The 17,097-nt window shown below is 70.0% G+C and carries 15 protein-coding genes, 1 other RNA gene and 1 pseudogene; 5 read left to right on the forward strand and 12 right to left on the reverse strand.

Translation table 11 applies throughout. The features are described 5' to 3' along the window. Positions 1-111: 111 nt before the first annotated feature. The 3 genes from H6726_27255 to H6726_27265 are packed head-to-tail and all read right to left on the reverse strand — an operon-like array spanning position 112 to position 3,299. Complete coding sequence (locus H6726_27255; protein MCB9661376.1) at positions 112-930, reverse strand: ATP-binding protein; 819 nt, start codon at positions 928-930, stop codon at positions 112-114. After that, positions 839-2,383, reverse strand: coding sequence for an IS21 family transposase (locus H6726_27260; protein ID MCB9661377.1), 1,545 nt, complete (start codon positions 2,381-2,383; stop codon positions 839-841). The genes H6726_27255 and H6726_27260 overlap by 92 nt, the downstream gene beginning before the upstream one ends. After that, on the reverse strand, positions 2,337-3,299 hold the full coding sequence (locus tag H6726_27265) for a ParB/RepB/Spo0J family partition protein (GenBank protein MCB9661378.1): 963 nt from the start codon (positions 3,297-3,299) through the stop codon (positions 2,337-2,339). Before H6726_27265 ends, H6726_27260 begins: the two co-directional genes overlap by 47 nt. Positions 3,300-4,160: 861 nt before the next feature. Here H6726_27265 and H6726_27270 point away from each other — a divergent pair. Continuing rightward, positions 4,161-4,676: an HNH endonuclease gene (locus tag H6726_27270; GenBank protein ID MCB9661379.1), complete on the forward strand. Its 516-nt coding sequence runs from the start codon at positions 4,161-4,163 to the stop codon at positions 4,674-4,676. Positions 4,677-4,689: 13 nt separating this feature from the next. Here H6726_27270 and ssrA read toward each other — a convergent pair. The 7 genes and pseudogenes from ssrA to H6726_27305 all read right to left on the reverse strand — a co-directional run bounded on the left by ssrA (position 4,690) and on the right by H6726_27305 (position 11,994). Next, positions 4,690-5,049: a transfer-messenger RNA gene (gene ssrA / locus H6726_27275) on the reverse strand. Between the two features lie 218 nt (positions 5,050-5,267). Then, positions 5,268-6,146: a hypothetical protein gene (locus H6726_27280; protein MCB9661380.1), complete on the reverse strand. Its 879-nt coding sequence runs from the start codon at positions 6,144-6,146 to the stop codon at positions 5,268-5,270. Positions 6,147-6,291: 145 nt separating this feature from the next. After that, positions 6,292-7,971: a sigma 54-interacting transcriptional regulator gene (locus H6726_27285; protein MCB9661381.1), complete on the reverse strand. Its 1,680-nt coding sequence runs from the start codon at positions 7,969-7,971 to the stop codon at positions 6,292-6,294. Between the two features lie 112 nt (positions 7,972-8,083). Continuing rightward, positions 8,084-9,043, reverse strand: a complete 960-nt coding sequence (locus H6726_27290) for a hypothetical protein (protein ID MCB9661382.1) — start codon at positions 9,041-9,043, stop codon at positions 8,084-8,086. Between the two features lie 7 nt (positions 9,044-9,050). Beyond that, on the reverse strand, positions 9,051-10,166 hold the full coding sequence (locus H6726_27295; GenBank protein ID MCB9661383.1) for a histidine phosphatase family protein: 1,116 nt from the start codon (positions 10,164-10,166) through the stop codon (positions 9,051-9,053). Then, positions 10,163-10,813 (reverse strand): ATP-dependent Clp endopeptidase proteolytic subunit ClpP, encoded by a 651-nt coding sequence (gene clpP, locus H6726_27300; GenBank protein ID MCB9661384.1) that lies wholly within the window; start codon positions 10,811-10,813, stop codon positions 10,163-10,165. Before clpP ends, H6726_27295 begins: the two co-directional genes overlap by 4 nt. A gap of 692 nt (positions 10,814-11,505) precedes the next feature. Beyond that, positions 11,506-11,994, reverse strand: a pseudogene (locus H6726_27305) (NYN domain-containing protein). A gap of 45 nt (positions 11,995-12,039) precedes the next feature. Between H6726_27305 and argE the strand changes: the two are divergent. The 3 genes from argE to H6726_27320 all read left to right on the forward strand — a co-directional run bounded on the left by argE (position 12,040) and on the right by H6726_27320 (position 15,143). Continuing rightward, a complete protein-coding gene (argE, locus tag H6726_27310) occupies positions 12,040-13,206 on the forward strand; it encodes an acetylornithine deacetylase (GenBank protein ID MCB9661385.1) in 1,167 nt (388 codons plus the stop codon). Between the two features lie 72 nt (positions 13,207-13,278). Further along, complete coding sequence (guaA, locus tag H6726_27315) at positions 13,279-14,820, forward strand: glutamine-hydrolyzing GMP synthase (GenBank protein ID MCB9661386.1); 1,542 nt, start codon at positions 13,279-13,281, stop codon at positions 14,818-14,820. Then, positions 14,817-15,143, forward strand: coding sequence for a PEGA domain-containing protein (locus tag H6726_27320; protein ID MCB9661387.1), 327 nt, complete (start codon positions 14,817-14,819; stop codon positions 15,141-15,143). The genes guaA and H6726_27320 overlap by 4 nt, the downstream gene beginning before the upstream one ends. A gap of 98 nt (positions 15,144-15,241) precedes the next feature. On the opposite strand, the gene H6726_27325 is transcribed toward H6726_27320, so the two are convergent. Next, the gene (locus H6726_27325; protein MCB9661388.1) at positions 15,242-15,964 is read right to left on the reverse strand and encodes a hypothetical protein; all 723 of its coding nucleotides are present in this window, start codon (positions 15,962-15,964) and stop codon (positions 15,242-15,244) included. A 39-nt stretch (positions 15,965-16,003) separates the two neighbouring features. Between H6726_27325 and H6726_27330 the strand changes: the two genes are divergently transcribed. After that, positions 16,004-16,744, forward strand: a complete 741-nt coding sequence (locus H6726_27330; GenBank protein ID MCB9661389.1) for a competence/damage-inducible protein A — start codon at positions 16,004-16,006, stop codon at positions 16,742-16,744. Between the two features lie 94 nt (positions 16,745-16,838). Here H6726_27330 and H6726_27335 read toward each other — a convergent pair whose 3' ends face one another. Then, on the reverse strand, positions 16,839-17,066 hold the full coding sequence (locus tag H6726_27335) for a hypothetical protein (protein MCB9661390.1): 228 nt from the start codon (positions 17,064-17,066) through the stop codon (positions 16,839-16,841). Between the last annotated feature and the right edge of the window lie 31 nt (positions 17,067-17,097).

Raw genomic sequence — 17,097 nt, forward strand, 5'->3', positions numbered from 1 at the left:
CCGATCCGCGTTTCGTGACGTCCGCGGCTCGGGAGCGGCGCCGGTCAAATCACGGACGGCCGCACCCCATCGTCGGGGCGCGGCCGTCGTGCATCGGGCAGCTCGTCGAGATCAGCCGGACGGGTCGCGGAGCGAAGGGCCGTCGATGCGGATCGTGTGGCAGTGGTGGCGGAGTCGGTCGAGGAGGGCGGCGACCATGGGCTTGTTGCCGAGGAAGTCGTACCAGTCGTCGTAGTCGAGGTTGGTGGTGATGATCGTAGCGCGCTGGCCGTAGCGCTCCTCCATGAGCTTGAAGAAGATGTTGCTCTGCTCGGGGCGGAGGTTGAGGTAGCCCATCTCGTCGATCAGGAGGAGGTCGAGGCGGGAGAGGCGGTTGAGCAGGCGTCGCGACGAGTGGTCGGCGAGGCTCTGGTACATCTCGTCGAAGAGGTCCTGGGCCTTGATGAAGAGGCCGCGGTATCCGTGCTCGAGGGCGCGGAGGAGGATCGCGCTGGCGATGCCGGTCTTGCCCACGCCGGTCGGTCCGACGAAGACGAGGTTCTCGGCGCGGGGCACGAAGTCGAGCTCCGCGATCTGCTCCATCGCGGCGCGCTTCACCGCGGGCTGCCGCTTCCACGGGAAGGTGTCGAGGACCCATCGCTCGGGGAGCTTCGCGCGGCGGATCCGATGCTCGAGGAAGCGCATCTGCTGGTCCTGGAGCTCCTCGCGGAGGATGCGCCGGAGGAAGTCCGCGTAGCTCGGCGCGTCGCGTTCGGCGCGTGCGAGTTCGCGGGAAAGGACCTCGCGGAGCCGCTTGAATTTGAGGCTCTCGAGGAGCTGGTCGAGGTCGTCGTCGAGCTCAGTCTTCGTCTCGATGATCTCCGTCGTCTCGGTCGGCTTCGTCGGTCTGCTCGCCTTGCTCGGCGGCTTCGGCGGTTGTCTTCGTGGCATCGTCTCGTTCGCTTTCGGGGGTGGACGCGGGCGACACGGGAGCGTCGTCGTCGACCTCCACGTCGTCGCTCGCGGGGAGTCGGAAGAAGTCGCCGCGCACCCGCTCGAGCACCATCGAGTCGATGCGCATGAGGTCGACCAGGCCGTAGCGAAGCGCGTCCTCGACCGCGCTCACGAGCGGGTCGAGCGGGTAGTCGAGCCACATGGCGTGGAGCTGCTTCATCGCTCGAATCGCCCTTCCTCCATGGCGCTTTCGAAGTTCATCGGCGAGGCGACCGAGCGTGGGCGACGCGGCGCGGAGCGTCTGCTCCTCGGGGGTCATGCTGCGGTCGCGTGACCTGCCGCGGCGCTCGCCCCGGTGTTGCTCCAGCAGGATCCGCCGCCTCGCTCCGGGCTGCCTACGGTCGTGTTCGGCGATGAGGTCGTGGCCGTCGTAGATGCGGACGGCGTGCATCGTCTCGCGCACCTGAACTCGCCGGCCGACGGAGCGCGCCGGGACGGAGTAGCGGTTGGTGTGGAGGTTGACGTAGCCCTCGGTGTCGACGCGGCGCGCGTACGTCTCGTAGACCTCGGGGACGTGCACGGGGAGCGGGCGCAGCCGCGGGCGCTCCACCTGGATGAGGTCGATCGGCGCACACCCGAGGGAGCGCTTCGGCTTGTTCGCGACGCGCACGCACCAGTCGCGGAGCTGACGATTGAGGTCGTCGACATCTGCGAAGTCGCGGCCGGCATAGAAGTTCTTCTCGATGTGGTTGAAGGGCCCCTCGACGCGCGAGGAGCGGTTCTTGTCGCCGAGCTCGTGCGCCATGAAGAAGAAGCCGAAGCGCTTGCCGAGCGCCTCCATCTCGGGCGCGATCACCGCGTCCTTGCCCGTGCCGCGAAGACGCGTGACCGACGTGTTGTCGATTACGCATCGGCCGGCGGCGCCGCCGAAGTAGACGAGCGCCTCGGTGAAGAACGCCCGGCACTCGAAGCGCGACCATCGCGGGTAGACCTGCGCGTACTGGAGCCGCGAGAAGCAGAGCACGAGCGACGCGCAGTCCACCGGCGTGAGGCGCCCGCCGATCCGCACCACGTGGGGCGACGTGTCGTGCTGCATCTCCTCGCCCGGCTCAAACTCGTAGCGACCGAAGGGCAGCCGCTCCTTGACCCCGATGCCGTGCTCCCGGCAGAAGCGCGTCAGCGTCGCGTAGGCGACCTCGATCTTCTTGTCGAGCAGTGTCTCGTGCACCCGGACGAGGTTCCCGCCGCAGTACTCGTGTAGCCCGCGGACCGTCTCGAGGTGCGGGTCGAGCGTCATCTTCCGGTCGATCCCCGGCACGTCGGCTTCGCCGCTTCGAAGCACCTTGCGCACGGCGTTGCGGCTCGCGCCGACGGCACGGGCAATCATCCGCGGGCCATGGCCCTCACGCTGCAGTCGCAGGATCGCGATGCGGGTCTCTCGATCGAGCATCCTTCATCTCCTCGGCTCGCGACGTCGCCGCCGCGTCTTCGTGGTCGGCGTCCTCGTCGCTCTCGGCGAGGCGCGCCATCAGCCCGCCGAACGCGTGGCGCGCCTCGCGCGCGATCCGTTCGAACCGTCGACGCTCCCGTGCCGTCATCGTCGCCATCGCGCCGCCGTCGATCCGTCGACCCGCGCGCGCGGCGATCGACGCGAGCATGCTCAGGTCGCCCAGCAACGTCGGCTCCGCCTCGCCGTCCCCATCCCGCTCCTCGTTGGCGCGCAACCAGAGGCCGGGCTTGTCGACGATGCGGGCCTTCACGTCCGGGTCGCCCTTGCGCCACGCCTCGTAGAGCCGCTCGATCGCACGCGCGCTCGGCGCCGGGCGCGGTAGGTTCTCGACCAGGCGCGCGCAGTGCTCGGCGTTGGCGCGCGCCAACGGCACCAACGTGCGCGTCGCCGCCCGCGGCCCGACCCGTCCCTCACGGACCCGGGCCTGCACGCTCTCCGGCAGCGCGTTTGCCAGCGCGAGTCGGCGGCTCACCCAGCTCTTGTCTCGACCGAGCAGCGTCGGCAGCGACCCCTGCGTGTGTCCGTGACCGACCACGAGCTCCGCGAGCAACCAGCCCTCCTCGAGAGCGCTCGGCTCCCGGCTCTTCTGCAGCCGATGGCTCATCGCGAGCGCGAGGTCCTCCGGCATCGCGATCACCGCCGCCTCGACCACGTCGCGCCCCAGCGCCGCAAGCGCGCCGACCCGCTGGTACCCGTCGATCAGGACGTACCGGTCCGCATGATCCGTCCGCACCACGACGACCGGCAGCTGCTGCCCATCGCTCGACAGGCTCGCCATCAGCGCCGCCCGCCGCGCGCGGTCCGTCAGCCGCAAGGCCGCGTACTTCAGATGGAGCTGGTGGAGCTCGAGCTGCACGCCCCATGGCTATCCGGGCGGCGCCCGCTCACCTATCGCGTCTCGCGAACGTCTGTTCAGTTGTTTGACGATTTCGCCCTTGATTCTAGGTGTTTCCGCGCGCACTACGTCTCGCGCCCACGCGACCACTACTTTCTGAGTTTCCTCCATGAAAATAGTGGTTTCCGCGCCCACTGCGTCTCGCGCCGCCTCCCAGTCAATTTCCGTCAGCGGGTCCACCTCCGGGTCCCGCCGCGACCCCTCCCGTGCCGGTCGCACCTTCTTCCTCAGCCGCTCCTCGCGGTCGTACCCCGGGTGCCGCGAGTGCCACTCCGCGCAAGAACGCCGGTGACGCTCACGCTGGCACTCGGGCTTGCCGCACACGCGCTGTCGGTCCCCAGCGCGGGGATGCGGCAGGAACCAGCAGCGGCAGATCTGGCAGGGACGCTTGCGAGCCATCCCGCAGCGTCCGGTACCCGCCGCGCTCCGCCGCGTTTGTGGTCAGCCGACGTCGAGGTCGCTCACGCGGGGTGGGTCATTTCTCGTGAGCAGACCCGGGTCAATTCTCGTGAGCGTCGAGGCGCCGACAGCGTCCGTTCGCCGTTGCTGAGCGGCCGGTGCGTCTCTCGCCGTCATCGGGCGGCGCGTGTCTCGGAGCCACATCGCTCCCAGCCCTAGGCGCGTGTCGTCGGCTAAGCCCACGGAACGACGGGGCCTCTTGGCGATGGCGAAGGCAGAGCGTGCGCTCGGAGTTGTCTGCGAGGGCCTGCTCATCAGCCAACGGAAGCGTGATCGTTGTCCTCGATTGCTCCACAAGCGTGGTAGAGACGGAGTCTGCGGCGGACGGAGCCATGAAGGCGCGTCCATGGAGGTGGAGCACTCATGGAATCTGGAGCGAAACGCAACCCGCAGGTGATCGACCCCGACGCCGAGGTCCTCGCGCGCAAGCAGACCGAACAAGGGTACGTTCGGGCATGGGGGCACTTTGCTGGGAGCCAGCGGGCTCCCGTCTGGGTTTGGGAGCACCGCCTGGTCGTTCAGCAACTGCTGGGGCGTCCGCTGGCTGACGAGGAGGACGTCCATCATCGCGACCTCGACTGCGCCAACAACGCACTCGTGAACCTGGTGTTGCTGCCAACTCCCGTGCACCTGGCGCTTCACCGAGCCCTCGAGCGCCGGGACGCACAGGCTGTCTTCGCCGTGGAGGAACGCTACCTCCGCAACATGTACGGCTGTCCACAGCCGCAACGTGGCGTCGTCCGAAGGCGGAAGGTCGAAGACGAACGAACGGCCCGGTTCGTTGCGGCGTGGGAACCGAGGGCCCGACTCTTTGCCGATGGAGTGGACCGGCGGTTGTCAGGACACTTTTGTCACCGGTTTTGTCACCAGCGAGCGTAAGTTGTTGAAATTATGGTGGAGGCGGCGGGAATCGAACCCGCGTCCGAGAACGTTCCAGAGAGGCGTCTACGTGCGTATTTCGTGTTTTGAGATTTCGCAGCAGCTTGCGCCCACGAACAGGCTCGCCTTACCGCTAGTGTCCCTTTGTCTCACTCTCTCGTCGGGTCACGCCCGAGAGAGCCAGTCAGCTCGAATGACGTCTTGCCCGAGAGCGCTGACGGGCTCGCGGGTTCGACGGCTCATGGGTTTTCAGGCCGCAAGAGCAACTGCGTTATCGTTGGCAGTTATGGGTTCCTGAACGTATTTACGTCGTGCTCAGGCCGACGGTCACGCAACCAATCCTTCTGCATCCCCGTCGAAACCGATCGCCCCCTGGGTTCGCCCAAGGTACGAGCGCTCGGCCGGTTGGTGCGACCGGCGCGAGAGAGACTCGTGTTGTCAAAGGCTTGCGGACTATGGGGACCGCTGGGGCCCGGCGCAAGGGGCAGGTGTGTCGGCCGCGCGAGCGTGGCGATGCGTACGCACACCACGGGGCCGAGCCGTGGGGCGTCGCCCGTCGACCTGCCGCTGGCCGCGTCCCCTCCGCAGCGCCTACTTGATGAGCCGCAGGTGCGACCCGCGCGGGCCGGGGGGCTCCGGCTCGTCGTCGCCGTCTCCGCGGCTCGGGGGCGCCGCGGCCGTGGCAGGCTCGGGGCGCGCGCTGGGCCGAGCCGAGGGCGGCTCTGGCGGCGCGGCGTCGCGCTTACCCTTTCTCGAGGAGCGAGCGGCCTTGCTCGCATGCTCGGGGGCGGACGGCGCCTCGTCGGTGGACGACGGCGAGTCATCCTCGGGCAGAGAGCCCAGCTCCAGCAGCTCGAGCGTGTCGCGCTCGCGCACCCCACCGTCCGTTCCCGGCGCGGGAGGCGCTGGCACCGACGCCGGCCGCGGCGCGGTGCTCGGGCTGGGCTTCGCCTGTGGGCTGAGCCCCCCTTGCAGCGCGCTCAGCTTGGGCTGCAGCCGGATGACGTTGCCGGGGCGCCCCTTGGCGTGCCGCTCGTCGGCGTCGTCGTCCTCATCGTCGTAGTCGTCGTAGTCGTCCTCGAGGTCGGCCACGGCGCTGAGTGGCACGGGGCCACGACGACCAGCCTCACGCTCGACCTCGGCGAGGATCTCGGGGGGCATGGACTCGGGCCACACCATGCCGCGTCCGTCGTCGCCGGCGAGGGCGAAGATGGCGTCCCAGCCGACGATGCACGTGAAGGGGGAGCGGTTGAACGACAGGGTGCCGTACACCCCGTCCTTGTCGATGCGCAGGTCGACGATGGGTACGACCATGTCCAGCCCCAGCTGCAGGACGAGCTGCGGCTGCTTGCGCAGCCAGGGGGGCACGACCACACCCTCGACCCGCGGGTCGAGGTGCACGAACATGCTGCCCCGCAACAGGAGCGAGCGCGCGACTTCACGCTTGTCGGGCGGCGAATCCTTCGACATCTGAGCGGGGGTCTTACCTCAGACGCTGCACGCGGGCCACCCGGGGAGGGGAGATGGGCACCTCTCGAGCGCTCTCCGGGGCCTGGTCGGCCGCGTGCGTGGCCCTCGTGCGCCGAGCGTCTACGCGGACCGTCCTCCGGGGCCGTCAGGGGAGCGGGTCGGGCCGCGTGGTGGTGCGCCGCCCGCTGCGTGGCGGCGGCTTGAGCCCGAACTTCTCCATCTTGTAGATGAGCGCTCGGCGCGAGATGCCCAGGGCCTTGGCCGCGTGTGTCTGGTTGTGGTTGCAGTCGGCCAGCGTCTTGATGATGGCGTCGCGCTCCATGCCGTCTACGTGCTCGCGCAGGCGCCCGCGGTTGGACGCGATGGGCATGGGCTCGGCCGGCATGTGCTCGCCCAGCAACTCGCCATGGCCGGCCAGCTTCACCGCCCGGTGCATGGCGTTCTTCAGCTCCAGCACATTGCCCGGCCAGGGATAGCTACGCAGCCGCGCGACGGCGCCGGGCGACCAACGCACGGGCGCGGGCGAGCCGGCCTCGAGCGCAAAGCGCGTGGCCAGCGGCAGGATGTCCGCGGTGCGCGTGCGCAGGGGCGGCAGCTCCACGGGTGGGCTGGCGAACAGCGAGAACAGCTCCGCGTCGAATGCGCCCCGCGCCACCAAGCCCGCGATGGCGCGCTGCGTGGTGCCGATGACGCGGAAAGCGTCGCGTCGCGCCAAGAGGGCCTTGCGCATGGCCACGTGGGCCTCGCGCGGGAGGTCGCCCAGCTCGTCCAGCAGCAGCGTGCCCCCACGCGCGGCGTCGATGCGGGCGGTCGAGTCGGCGCCGTCCCGATCAGCGTCCGGGTTCTCGGTGTCTCCGAGCGCCAAGCGCAGCCTGTCGGCGTCGAACAGCTCCGAGCAGTAGAGCGTGACGAAGGGCCCGTCCGGGTTCGGGCCGCGTTCGTGGACGATGCGCGCGGCCAGACCCTTGCCCGTGCTGATCTCGCCCGTGAGCAGCAGCCAGGTGCTGTCGCTCGGGACGTCGTCGAGCGCGGCGCGCAGCGTGTCCGTCGCCTCTTCGAGCGAGACGTCGCCGGTCACCTCCCCGGTGTCCTCTTCGCGGCGCTCACGCGCGCTCCGCTGACGGGCGGCGTCGGCCTCGAGCGCGCTGCGGGCGGACCAGAACAGCCGCTCGGGCTGGTCGGCGTCGAGCGGCGCTACGGACAGGCCCACGCTGACCCCCTCGAGGCCGTCCAGCAGGCGCTCCACCACGGTGCTGGCCGTGCCGAGGGCCGTGTCCGGGAGCAGGAACTCGAGCTCGTCCTGGGCGTAGATGCCTACGACGTCGCCCGCGCGGAAGCTCTCGAGAGCGCGCTCGGCCACGATGTTCCCCCCACCCGGTGGCGTGCTGACCATGATCAGGGTGGTCGGCCGCGACTGCCGGCCGGCGCGGGCCAGCTCTTCGTACAGCCGCTCGCGGAACTCTTGGTGCGTGAGCGTGCGGCGACGCACGGCGTCCAGCGTGGAGGGGATGCCCAGCACCAGCTGCGTGTCGCCCACGACGACGTCCTCGCCTGGCTCGAGCAGCTGAGACGGCTCCGCGGCCTTGCCCCCGACGTGAACGGACGCGCCTGGCAAGCAGTCGAGCGTGACGCTGTCTTCCTGCCACAGGAGGGTGGCATGCAGGGGCAGGACACCCGCGCCCCGCACGATGACGCTCGCGTCGGCGGCGCTGCCCACGGAGAGCGGTCGCCCGGCTTCGAGCTCCACCACTCGGAGCCCCTCTGGCGAGCTGACCACCACGAACGGCGTCAGCTCCTCGGGCTGTGTGCGGTCCAGTGAACCCATCACGCACGACTATGACCCTGGTCCGGCCGGCGGTCTACGGATTTAAAGGGTCCACTCGGCGCGCACTCGGCGGCGCTCGGAAGGCCCTGCCCAGGGATGTGCGTCCTCCGGATTAGGGAGCGAGCAGCCAAGTGCCGAGGCGGGCCGCGACCAGCGCCGTGATCAGCGCGGCGAACCCGACTCCCTTGCGACGGTCGGCTGCCGGGATGCGCAGCGAGGCGGGGGCCAGCGCGACCACCACGCCCAGGCTCAGCATCGGGAGGGCCGGGAGCGCTTGCTCGAACGCCAGCAACGCCACAAACGTCAGCGCGAAGCCGGCCATCAGCCCCCAAACGACCCGTCGGCGCGGGAGGCTGGTGGCGCGCGCGGCCGCCCCGTACACGGCCGCGATGGCCACGTCGCCGACGCCAATCAGTGGCTCGATGCGCGCGGTGCCGTAGATGGGCCAGCTGAGGGTGACCAGGGGCAGGGCGGTCTCTGGGTTGGCGATGATCTGCGCGGTGGGCCCCTCCGGCACGAACACGCTCAGGATGTCCACCGCGGACGCCACCCAGGCCAAGAGCACCAGGTGCCCTGCGTGCTCGACGCGCCCCCCCACGGCGCTGCCCAGCACTGCGCCGAAGGCCAGGAGCGCGGCGTTGATCAGCCCCGCGCCGACCGCCAGGGGCAGCGAAGAGCGCGCCAGCGCGACCGCGACCAACACGCCGAGCGGCAGCAGCAGCACGGCCAGCTCACGTGGCGTCGCGGTAGGGCTGAGCACCGCCACGCCGCTGATGGCGACCGCCACGGCACCGAAAGCCAGCACGGCGCCGACGAGCGGACTGGTGGGCACGTGTGCACCGACGAGTACGCTGAGACCATAGGCCAGGCTGGCGACGGCCAGCACGGTCAGGAGGGCGGACCACGAAGCGGGCCAACGCGTGCGCGCCGCAGACGGTCCCGCAGGTGCCGCGCCCAGTGTGCTCGTGGCCTGCGGAGGCGGTGGGGTCGCCACCCGCGTTGGCGCGGTCACGGGGGGCACGTCGACGGGTCCGGTCGCGGGGTCCGCAGGGGGCGTGGGCGGGAGGCTCACCGCCCGCTCAGGCCTCGCCGCGCACGCTCGCGTAGTCCGCGAAGGTGTGCCCCTTGCGCGTGATGACCACGTTGGTGACGCTGCCGACCGTGGGCGCTGCGACGGACGCAGGCCCTTCCGGGGCGTGGCGCATGCGCGCGGTGACGACTCGCGCGATGTCCGCTGGGGGCAGGACGACCACGTGCCGGCCTTCGCGCGAGGCGGGGTGCGCCGCGGCGGGTCCCTCGCTCGGCCCCTCACCGTCCGTCTCCGGGGCGGCCACGACGGGCGCCTCGAACACGCGCGAGAGGGCGGCGTCGTCGAGCGCCTCGAAGGGCACGCGCAGCGCATCTGCCAGCCCCCGTGCCGCGTCGCTGCGGCCGCTGACCCGGGCCACCGGCAGCACGTTCCCGTCGGTGCCCGCCCACGGCATGGGGAGGGTGGGCCCATCGGCCAAGAGGGTGACCAGCCGCTGCCCGGCCTCGTACATCTCGCTGGCCCAGGCCGGCACCCCGAACGCGTGCGACGCGTCGTTGAACGCCAGCAGGCGCGCGTGCGCGAGGGCTTGTCCCGTCGGGTCCAGCTGCACCGCCAGCCGGCTGATGGCCGTGTTGGAGATGCGCCCGATGGGCCGCGGGCGGTGCTCGCGCAGCCCGAGCACGCCCGACACCAAGCTGGCGATGACACCGCCGTGCGCGACGACGCACACGCGCGCGCCAGGCTCCACCTCGCGCAGCAGGGTCAACATGGCGCGCTCCACCCGCGCGCTCAGGTCCGACCACGACTCCGCCCCGCCGATCTTCACGTCGTCGCCGCGCATGGCACCGTTGACCTCGTCGGGGTAGCGCTGCGCCACCTCGGCGCGCGTCAGGCCCTCCCAGCGCCCCACGTCGATCTCGCGCCACTCCTCGCGCGTCTCCACGGGGTGACCCGTGGCCAGCGCGGTGCGGTGCGCGCGCTGCAGGTCCGAGCTGACGACCCGGTCGAACGTCTCACGGGCCAGGCGGGCGCCCACCCGCAGCGCTTGCTGCTCACCCAGCGGGCTGAGGGGCGCGTCGCCCTGGCCCTGCCACTGGCCCGTGACGTTGAACGTGGACTCGCCGTGGCGGACGAGGGTCAGCTCGATGGGCGCGCGCTCGCTCACTTGCTCTTCTTCTTTTTCTCCGGGCCGGGCTTACGGATGTTGATGACCTCGTCGAGGATGCCGTAGGCCTGCGCCTCGTCGGCGCTCAGGAAGTTGTCGCGCTCCGTGTCGCGCGTGACCTCGTCGAAGGTCTTCCCCGTGTGCGCCGACATGATCTCGTTCAGGCGCCGCTTCAGCGAGAGGATCTCCTTGGCATGGATCTCGATGTCGGTGGCCTGACCCTGGTAGCCGCCGAGGGGCTGGTGGATCATCACCCGGCTGTGCGGCAGACCGCGGCGCATGCCCTTGCTGCCCGCCGCGAGCAGCAGCGCTGCCATGGACGCCGCCTGGCCAATGCACACCGTCGACACCGGACAGCGCACGTACTGCATGGTGTCGTAGATGGCGAGCCCTGCCGTGACCACACCGCCGGGGCTGTTGATGTAGATGGTGATGTCCTTGTCCGGGTCGTCGCTCTCCAGGAACAGCAGCTGGGCGATGACCAGGTTCGCCACGTGATCGTCGATGGGCGTGCCCAGAAAGATGATGCGGTCCTTGAGCAGCCGGCTCCAGATGTCCCACACGCGCTCGCCGCGGTGCGTCGTCTCGACGATGGAGGGGATCCCGATGGCCTGGGGGCGGAGCGAGGGGTCGAAGGTGGCGGTCATGACGTGCTTGTAACGCTCCCCGAGCCCCTCAACAACCCCCCGCGACGAGGCTTTGGGGGCGTCGCGCGCGACCCGAGCACGAGCGCTCGTCCCCGGCGCGCGCCTCCGGTGTCACGGCCACGACGAGCTGGGCGTCAGGCCTCGGGGCCGAAGCTCAAGATGACGTAGCCGCCCGAGCGCTCGTCCTTCTGGATCACCAGCAGCCCGCGCGCGCCCGCGTCTTCGATGAGCTGGTTGAACGTGCGGTAGCCGTAGTACGCCTCCGAGAAGTTGGGGCGCTTGCGCTTGAGCACCTGCTTGACCATCGAAGCGAACAGGTTGCCGTCGCGGTCGGCGAAGAGCGACTCCACGGTCTCGAGCACGATCTCGAGCGCCTCCTCGGGCGTGCCGAGGGCCTCCGTGGCGGTGGGCTTGTTGCGCGGGCTGTCCTTGGCGTCCTTGGCGTCCTTGGCTTCCTTGCCGTCTTTGCCGTCTTTGGACGCGCCTGCGTCCTTCGACCCGGCTCCGCCCCCGTCCCGCGTGTCTTTCGCGTCCTTGGTCGCGTCGCGGGCGGACGCGTCCTTCTTGGCTCCGGCGGTCGCGCTCGCTGCCGGGCTGCCCGTCGTAGACCCTGCCGCACCGCCAGTCGTGCCCCCCGATGCGCTCGTCTGCGAGCCGCCCTTCTTGCGTCGGCTGGCCGCGCTGCGGCTGCTGCGCCCCTGCTGCGCGCGCACCAGGTCGTCGTAGTAGATGAACTCGTCGCAGTTATCGACCAGCAGGTCGCTCGTGCTGTTTTTGACGCCCACGCCGATCACCATCTTGTCGTTCTCGCGCAGCTTGCTCACCAACGGCGAGAAGTCGCTGTCGCCCGAGATGAGCACGAAGCCGTCCACGTGAGCCTTCGTGTACGACAGGTCCAGCGCGTCCACGACCATGCGGATGTCCGCCGAGTTCTTGCCGCTGATGCGCGCGTGCGGGATCTCGATCAGCTCGAAGGCCGCCTCGTGCATGGGGCGCTTGGCAGACTTGTAGCGGTCCCAGTCGGCGTAGGCCTTCTTCACCACTACCTTGCCCTTGTCGAGCACGCGGGCCAGCACCAGCTGGATGTCGAACGCGTCGTAGCGCGCGTCGCGCACGCCCAGCGCCACGTTCTCGTAGTCGCAGAAAACCGCCAAGTTGTAGACCGAGGGCGCGTCGCTCATGGCGCGCACTCTACACCAGTGCCAACACGAAGTACGATGTCCCGCATGCGTTCCCTGCCGTCCCACGTGGACATCCTGCGCAGCCTGGTGGAGACCCCCTCGGTCAGCTCGCCCGATCCCGACTTCGACCAGACCAACGTCGGGGTCATCGACCACCTGGCCGAGCTGTGCGAGCAGCTGGGCTTTCGCGTGGAGGTGGTGCCGCTCACGCACGCGCCGCACAAGGCCAACCTGATCGCGACACTGGGGCCCGAGGACCAGCCCGGGGGACTGGTGTTCTCGGGGCACTCGGACACCGTGCCCTTCGACCGCGGCAGCTGGCAGACGGACCCGTTCACGCTGACCAAGCGCGCCGATGGGTCCCTGTTCGGGCTCGGGGTGGCGGACATGAAGGGCTTCTTCCCGTGCATGCTGCACGCGGTCCGCGAGGTGGGGGCAGGGCGCCTGAAGAAGCCCGTGGTGCTGGTCGCCACGGCGGACGAGGAGAGCACCATGTGGGGCGCGCAGCAGCTGGTGCGCGAGGGGCGCCGGCTGGGGCGACACGCCATCATCGGCGAGCCCACGGGCATGCGCCCGGTACGCAAGCACAAGGGCGTCATGATGGAGCGCATCCTGATCGAGGGAGACTCGGGGCACTCCAGCGATCCTTCGTTGGGGCGCAACGCCATCGAGGGGCTCGGGCAGGTCATCGCCGCCATCGGTCGCCTGCGCGAGGAGCTCGCGGGGCGCTTCCACGACGAGGCCTTCAGCGTGCCCGGACCCACGCTCAACCTGGGCAAGGTGTTCGGCGGCGACAGCCCCAACCGCATCTGCGCGCGCTGCGAGCTGCACCTCGACGTACGGCCTCTGCCTGGCATGGTCCCCGAGGAGATCCGCGCGGAGCTCAACCGGGCCGTGCAGGAGGCCGTGCGCGACCTGGGACTCAGCGCCGAGTGCGCCGCGCTGGTCGACGGTGTGCCCCCCTTCGAGACCTCGGCCGACTCGGAGTTCGTGCGCGCCTGTGAGGCCACCACGGGGCACGCGGCCATGGCCGTCATGTTCGGCACCGAGGCGCCCTACCTCAACGAGCTCGGCATGGAGACCGTGGTGATGGGGCCCGGCGACATCTCCGTGGCGCACCAGCCCGACGAGACGCTGCGCGTGTCCGACCTCGAGCACGCCACGGGCCTCTACGCCCAGCTGCTGCACCGCTTCTGCGGGGACGACGCCTGACCGCCCACGGCGGGGGACGGGCCCGTCCGGGAGCGGTCGACCCTGACCCGCTCCCATGATAAACGCGGCCTCATGTCGTCGCCCGTCATCATCCTCGACTTCGGCTCCCAGTACACCCAGCTGATCGCGCGGCGCGTGCGTGAGTTGCAGATCTTCTGCGAGATCCAGCCGTGCACCATGGACATCGACGCGCTGCGGGCCATCGCGCCGGCTGCGGTCATCCTCTCCGGGGGCCCGGCCAGCGTGTTCGCCGAGGGCGCGCCGAGCGTGGACAAGGGGGTGTTCGAGCTGGGCGTGCCCGTACTGGGCATCTGCTACGGCATGCAGCTCACCTGTCACCTGCTGGGCGGGCGCGTCGAGGCCGCCAACGAGCGTGAGTACGGGCCGGCGAGCATCCACGTGGACAAGGCCGTGGGCCTGCTGGCCGCCTTCGAGGCCGGCGCCGACGTCAACGTGTGGATGAGCCACGGCGACCGCGTGGCGGCGCTGCCCGAGGGCTTCGAGGTGGTGGCGAAGTCCGGCAACAGCCCGTTCGCCGCGGTGGCAGACGAGTCGCGGCGCATCTACGGCGTGCAGTTCCACCCCGAGGTGGTGCACACGCCGCGTGGCGTCGAGATGCTGCGTGCGTTCCTCGTAGACACGGCCGGCGTGGCCGCCGACTGGACCCCGGGCAACTTCGTCGAGCAGAGCGTGGCCACCATCCAGCAGCAGGTGGGGGACGGCGCCGCCATCTGCGGCCTGTCGGGCGGCGTGGACTCCTCCGTGGCGGCCATGCTGGTGCACAAGGCCATCGGCGACCGACTGACCTGCATCTTCGTCGACAACGGCCTGCTCCGAAAGGACGAGGGCAAGAAGGTCATGGAGATGTTCGCGGACAACCTGCACCTGAAGGTGGTGCACGTGGACGCCTCCGAAGAGTTCCTCGGCGCGCTCGCTGGCGTGAGCGACCCGGAGACCAAGCGCAAGATCATCGGCAAGGTCTTCATCGACGTGTTTGACCGCGAGGCCAAAAAGATCACCGACGCCAAGCACCTGGTGCAGGGCACGCTCTACCCGGACGTGATCGAGAGCGTCTCGTTCAAGGGCCCGAGCGCGGTCATCAAGAGCCACCACAACGTGGGCGGCTTGCCCGAGCGCATGAACCTCTCGTTGGTGGAGCCGCTCCGGCTGCTGTTCAAGGACGAGGTGCGCGAGGTGGGCAAGGCCATGGGCATGCCGCGCGAGGTGCTGCAGCGGCAGCCGTTCCCCGGTCCCGGGCTCGCGGTGCGCTGCCCGGGTGTCATCGAGCGCGAGAAGCTCGACATCCTCCGCGAAGCCGACGCCATCTTCGAGCAGGAGATCCGCGCGGCGGGCCTGTACGAGGAGATCTGGCAGAGCTTCGCCGTCATCCTGCCGGTCAAGACCGTGGGCGTGATGGGCGACGAGCGCACCTACGAGTACGTGGTGGCGCTGCGCGCCGTGACGTCGCGCGACGGCATGACGGCCGACTGGGCCCGCATCGACCACGACATCCTCGCCAAGACCAGCACGCGCATCATCAACGAGGTGCGCGGCTGCAACCGCGTCTGCTACGACATCTCGTCCAAGCCGCCTTCCACCATCGAGTGGGAGTGAGCGTGCGCCAAGCGGGCAGGGTGGTGCGTGGGGCGCTCTACGGCACGCTGCTGAGCGTGGTGCTCGTCGCGTGTGGTGCGCAGCAGCACCCCACCGAGCCGACGCGGCTGTCGGTCGTGACCGAGCCGGAGAACGCGCGGGTGCGTATCGACGACCGCGACGTCGGGAGCGCGCGCGTGCTCCAGGCGAGGCCGCCGCGGCTGACCCGCGGCCGACATCAGGTCAGCGTCGAGGCCGACGGTTACTTCCCGCACGACGTGGAGCTGGACCTGCCGCCCGGCACCACCACGCTGCGCGTGCAGCTGCGGCCCATCCCCCGCTGAGGCCCGACCCGCGAGCGCGCGCCCGCAGACCGCCACCGCGATGACGGGCGCAGGTCGCGGGGTCACGGACACGACGCCGCCAGCCGCTCGCGCGTGGGCTAACCGACCGCAGCGGCGATGAGCGCCTGCGTCTTCTGTGCGATGTCCGCGTCGGCCAGCGGGGGGCCATGGGCCGGCACGACGATGCTGGGCGGGTGCTTCTCCATCTCGCTGGCGAGCCCGCGCAGGGCACCGACCTTGTCCTTGACCATGAACTTGAGCGCGAGGTTGAACACCTTGTACCCGGGGCCGCTGCCGCTGAGCTTGAACGCCAGCCACGCCAGGGGGTTGCTGGGGAGCTTGGGGATGTTCGCCAAGATGTCGGACACGAACCAGATGTGGCCTCCCTCGACCTCCACCCACACCCACGTCTCTCCGCACTTGGTGTTCTCCACCTCCCCGATGCCGATGCGCGGCCCCGCGACGAGCGGCACGAGGCTGATGGGCTCGAAGGCCCCGGCTTCTGGGTTCTTGGCGCGCACCCGCATCACCGTCTCGGGCGCGGCGAAGAAGCGCGCCTTGGGGAACTTGGCGCGCCACTCGGCCACGCCCAGGTGATGGAAGCCGTTCGGGGCGATGACGGCGCCCACCTCGCCGAACTCCGCGAGGTCGCTCAACGCGGCGTCGCTGATGCGCGTGGCCGGGCTGACCACGAGCAGCTTGTCGTTGGCCATGCGCGCGACGAAGGTGTTGGCGCGCCCGGCCTTCGAGAACATGTACTCGTACGACAGCACCCCCGCGTCGCGATCCAGAACTGTCCAGCCGTTGGTCGTGGTGTCCATGATGTTCCTTGCGATGGCGTGACGCGCTATCCTCGCGCGGTGCCGAAGACCGCCGCCGCCCTGATGGTCGGGAACGAGATACTAACGGGCAAGATCGAAGATACCAACACCCGCTATCTGGCGCGGTTGCTGTTCGAGCTCGGCGTGTCCCTGCGCCAAGTCGTGGTCTGCCCCGACGAAGAGCCCATCATCGTCCGCGAACTGAATGCGCTCCGTAGCTCCCACGACATGGTGTTCACCAGCGGCGGGGTGGGGCCAACCCACGACGACATCACCATCGACGCCGTGGCTGCGGCTTTCGGTCGTCCCGTCGTCGAGTCCCCCGAGATCGCAGGGATGATTCGCGCGCACTTCGGCGCTGCCGTCACGCCAGCCCACCTGCGCATGGCGAACATGCCCGAGGGGGCCGAGCTGGTGCGCAGCGCGCGCAGCGGGTGGCCCACGGTGGTCTGCGAGAACGTCTACATCCTGCCGGGTGTGCCCGAGATCTTCGAGCGCAAGCTGGACGCCCTGCGCGAGCGGCTGGACGAGGGGCAGCGCTTCTTCAACCACACCGTGTACACCCGCTGCGACGAGGGGGAGATCGCCGAGCTGCTCACGTCCCTGACCTTCGCGCACCCCGACGTGACCATCGGGAGCTACCTCGTGTGGAGCGACCCGGCCTACCGGGTGCGCGTCACCTTCGACAGCGTGGACGCAGACAAGAGCGCTGCGGCCGCCGACGCGTTCGTCGAAGCCATCCCGCCCGAGAAGCTCGTGCGCCGCACGAGCCCTGCGTAGCCGCTGGTCCGAGCCCGCGTCGGCGTGCTGTGGTGTCTGGCGCTGGGACCGTGGCGGCGGCCGCTGCGCGAGCTCGAGCGTGCGCGGGCTGCGCTCACAAGGGCGCGTCGAAGTCGTCCTCGGGGGTGGGCGCCACCTCGCTGTCCACCGGCGTGGGAACGAACGCAGTGGCGTTCAGCACGAAGAACCCACACACCGCCGCCAGCACCAAGGCGAGCGCGCCCAAGGGCTTCTTGCCACGCTTGAAGGCCACGACGGCTCCGGCCACGCACGCGAGGGCGCCGACTCCGCCGACAGCCTGAATGATCATCCATGCTTCCATGGCGCGCAGTCTATCGGCCGAGGGGGGCCGT

It is taken from the genome of Sandaracinaceae bacterium (genome assembly GCA_020633055.1).
GTDB lineage: Bacteria > Myxococcota_A > Polyangia > Polyangiales > Houyiibacteriaceae > JADJJE01.

Bases quoted from the DNA above. Each gene is read 5' to 3' on its own strand.
- H6726_27255 (MCB9661376.1), bottom strand. From the start codon at position 930: ATGCCACGAAGACAACCGCCGAAGCCGCCGAGCAAGGCGAGCAGACCG.
- H6726_27260 (MCB9661377.1), bottom strand. From the start codon at position 2,383: ATGCTCGATCGAGAGACCCGCATCGCGATCCTGCGACTGCAGCGTGAG.
- H6726_27270 (MCB9661379.1), top strand. From the start codon at position 4,161: ATGGAATCTGGAGCGAAACGCAACCCGCAGGTGATCGACCCCGACGCC.
- H6726_27280 (MCB9661380.1), bottom strand. From the start codon at position 6,146: ATGTCGAAGGATTCGCCGCCCGACAAGCGTGAAGTCGCGCGCTCGCTC.
- H6726_27285 (MCB9661381.1), bottom strand. From the start codon at position 7,971: ATGGGTTCACTGGACCGCACACAGCCCGAGGAGCTGACGCCGTTCGTG.
- clpP (MCB9661384.1), bottom strand. From the start codon at position 10,813: ATGACCGCCACCTTCGACCCCTCGCTCCGCCCCCAGGCCATCGGGATC.
- argE (MCB9661385.1), top strand. From the start codon at position 12,040: ATGCGTTCCCTGCCGTCCCACGTGGACATCCTGCGCAGCCTGGTGGAG.
- guaA (MCB9661386.1), top strand. From the start codon at position 13,279: ATGTCGTCGCCCGTCATCATCCTCGACTTCGGCTCCCAGTACACCCAG.
- H6726_27325 (MCB9661388.1), bottom strand. From the start codon at position 15,964: ATGGACACCACGACCAACGGCTGGACAGTTCTGGATCGCGACGCGGGG.
- H6726_27335 (MCB9661390.1), bottom strand. From the start codon at position 17,066: ATGGAAGCATGGATGATCATTCAGGCTGTCGGCGGAGTCGGCGCCCTC.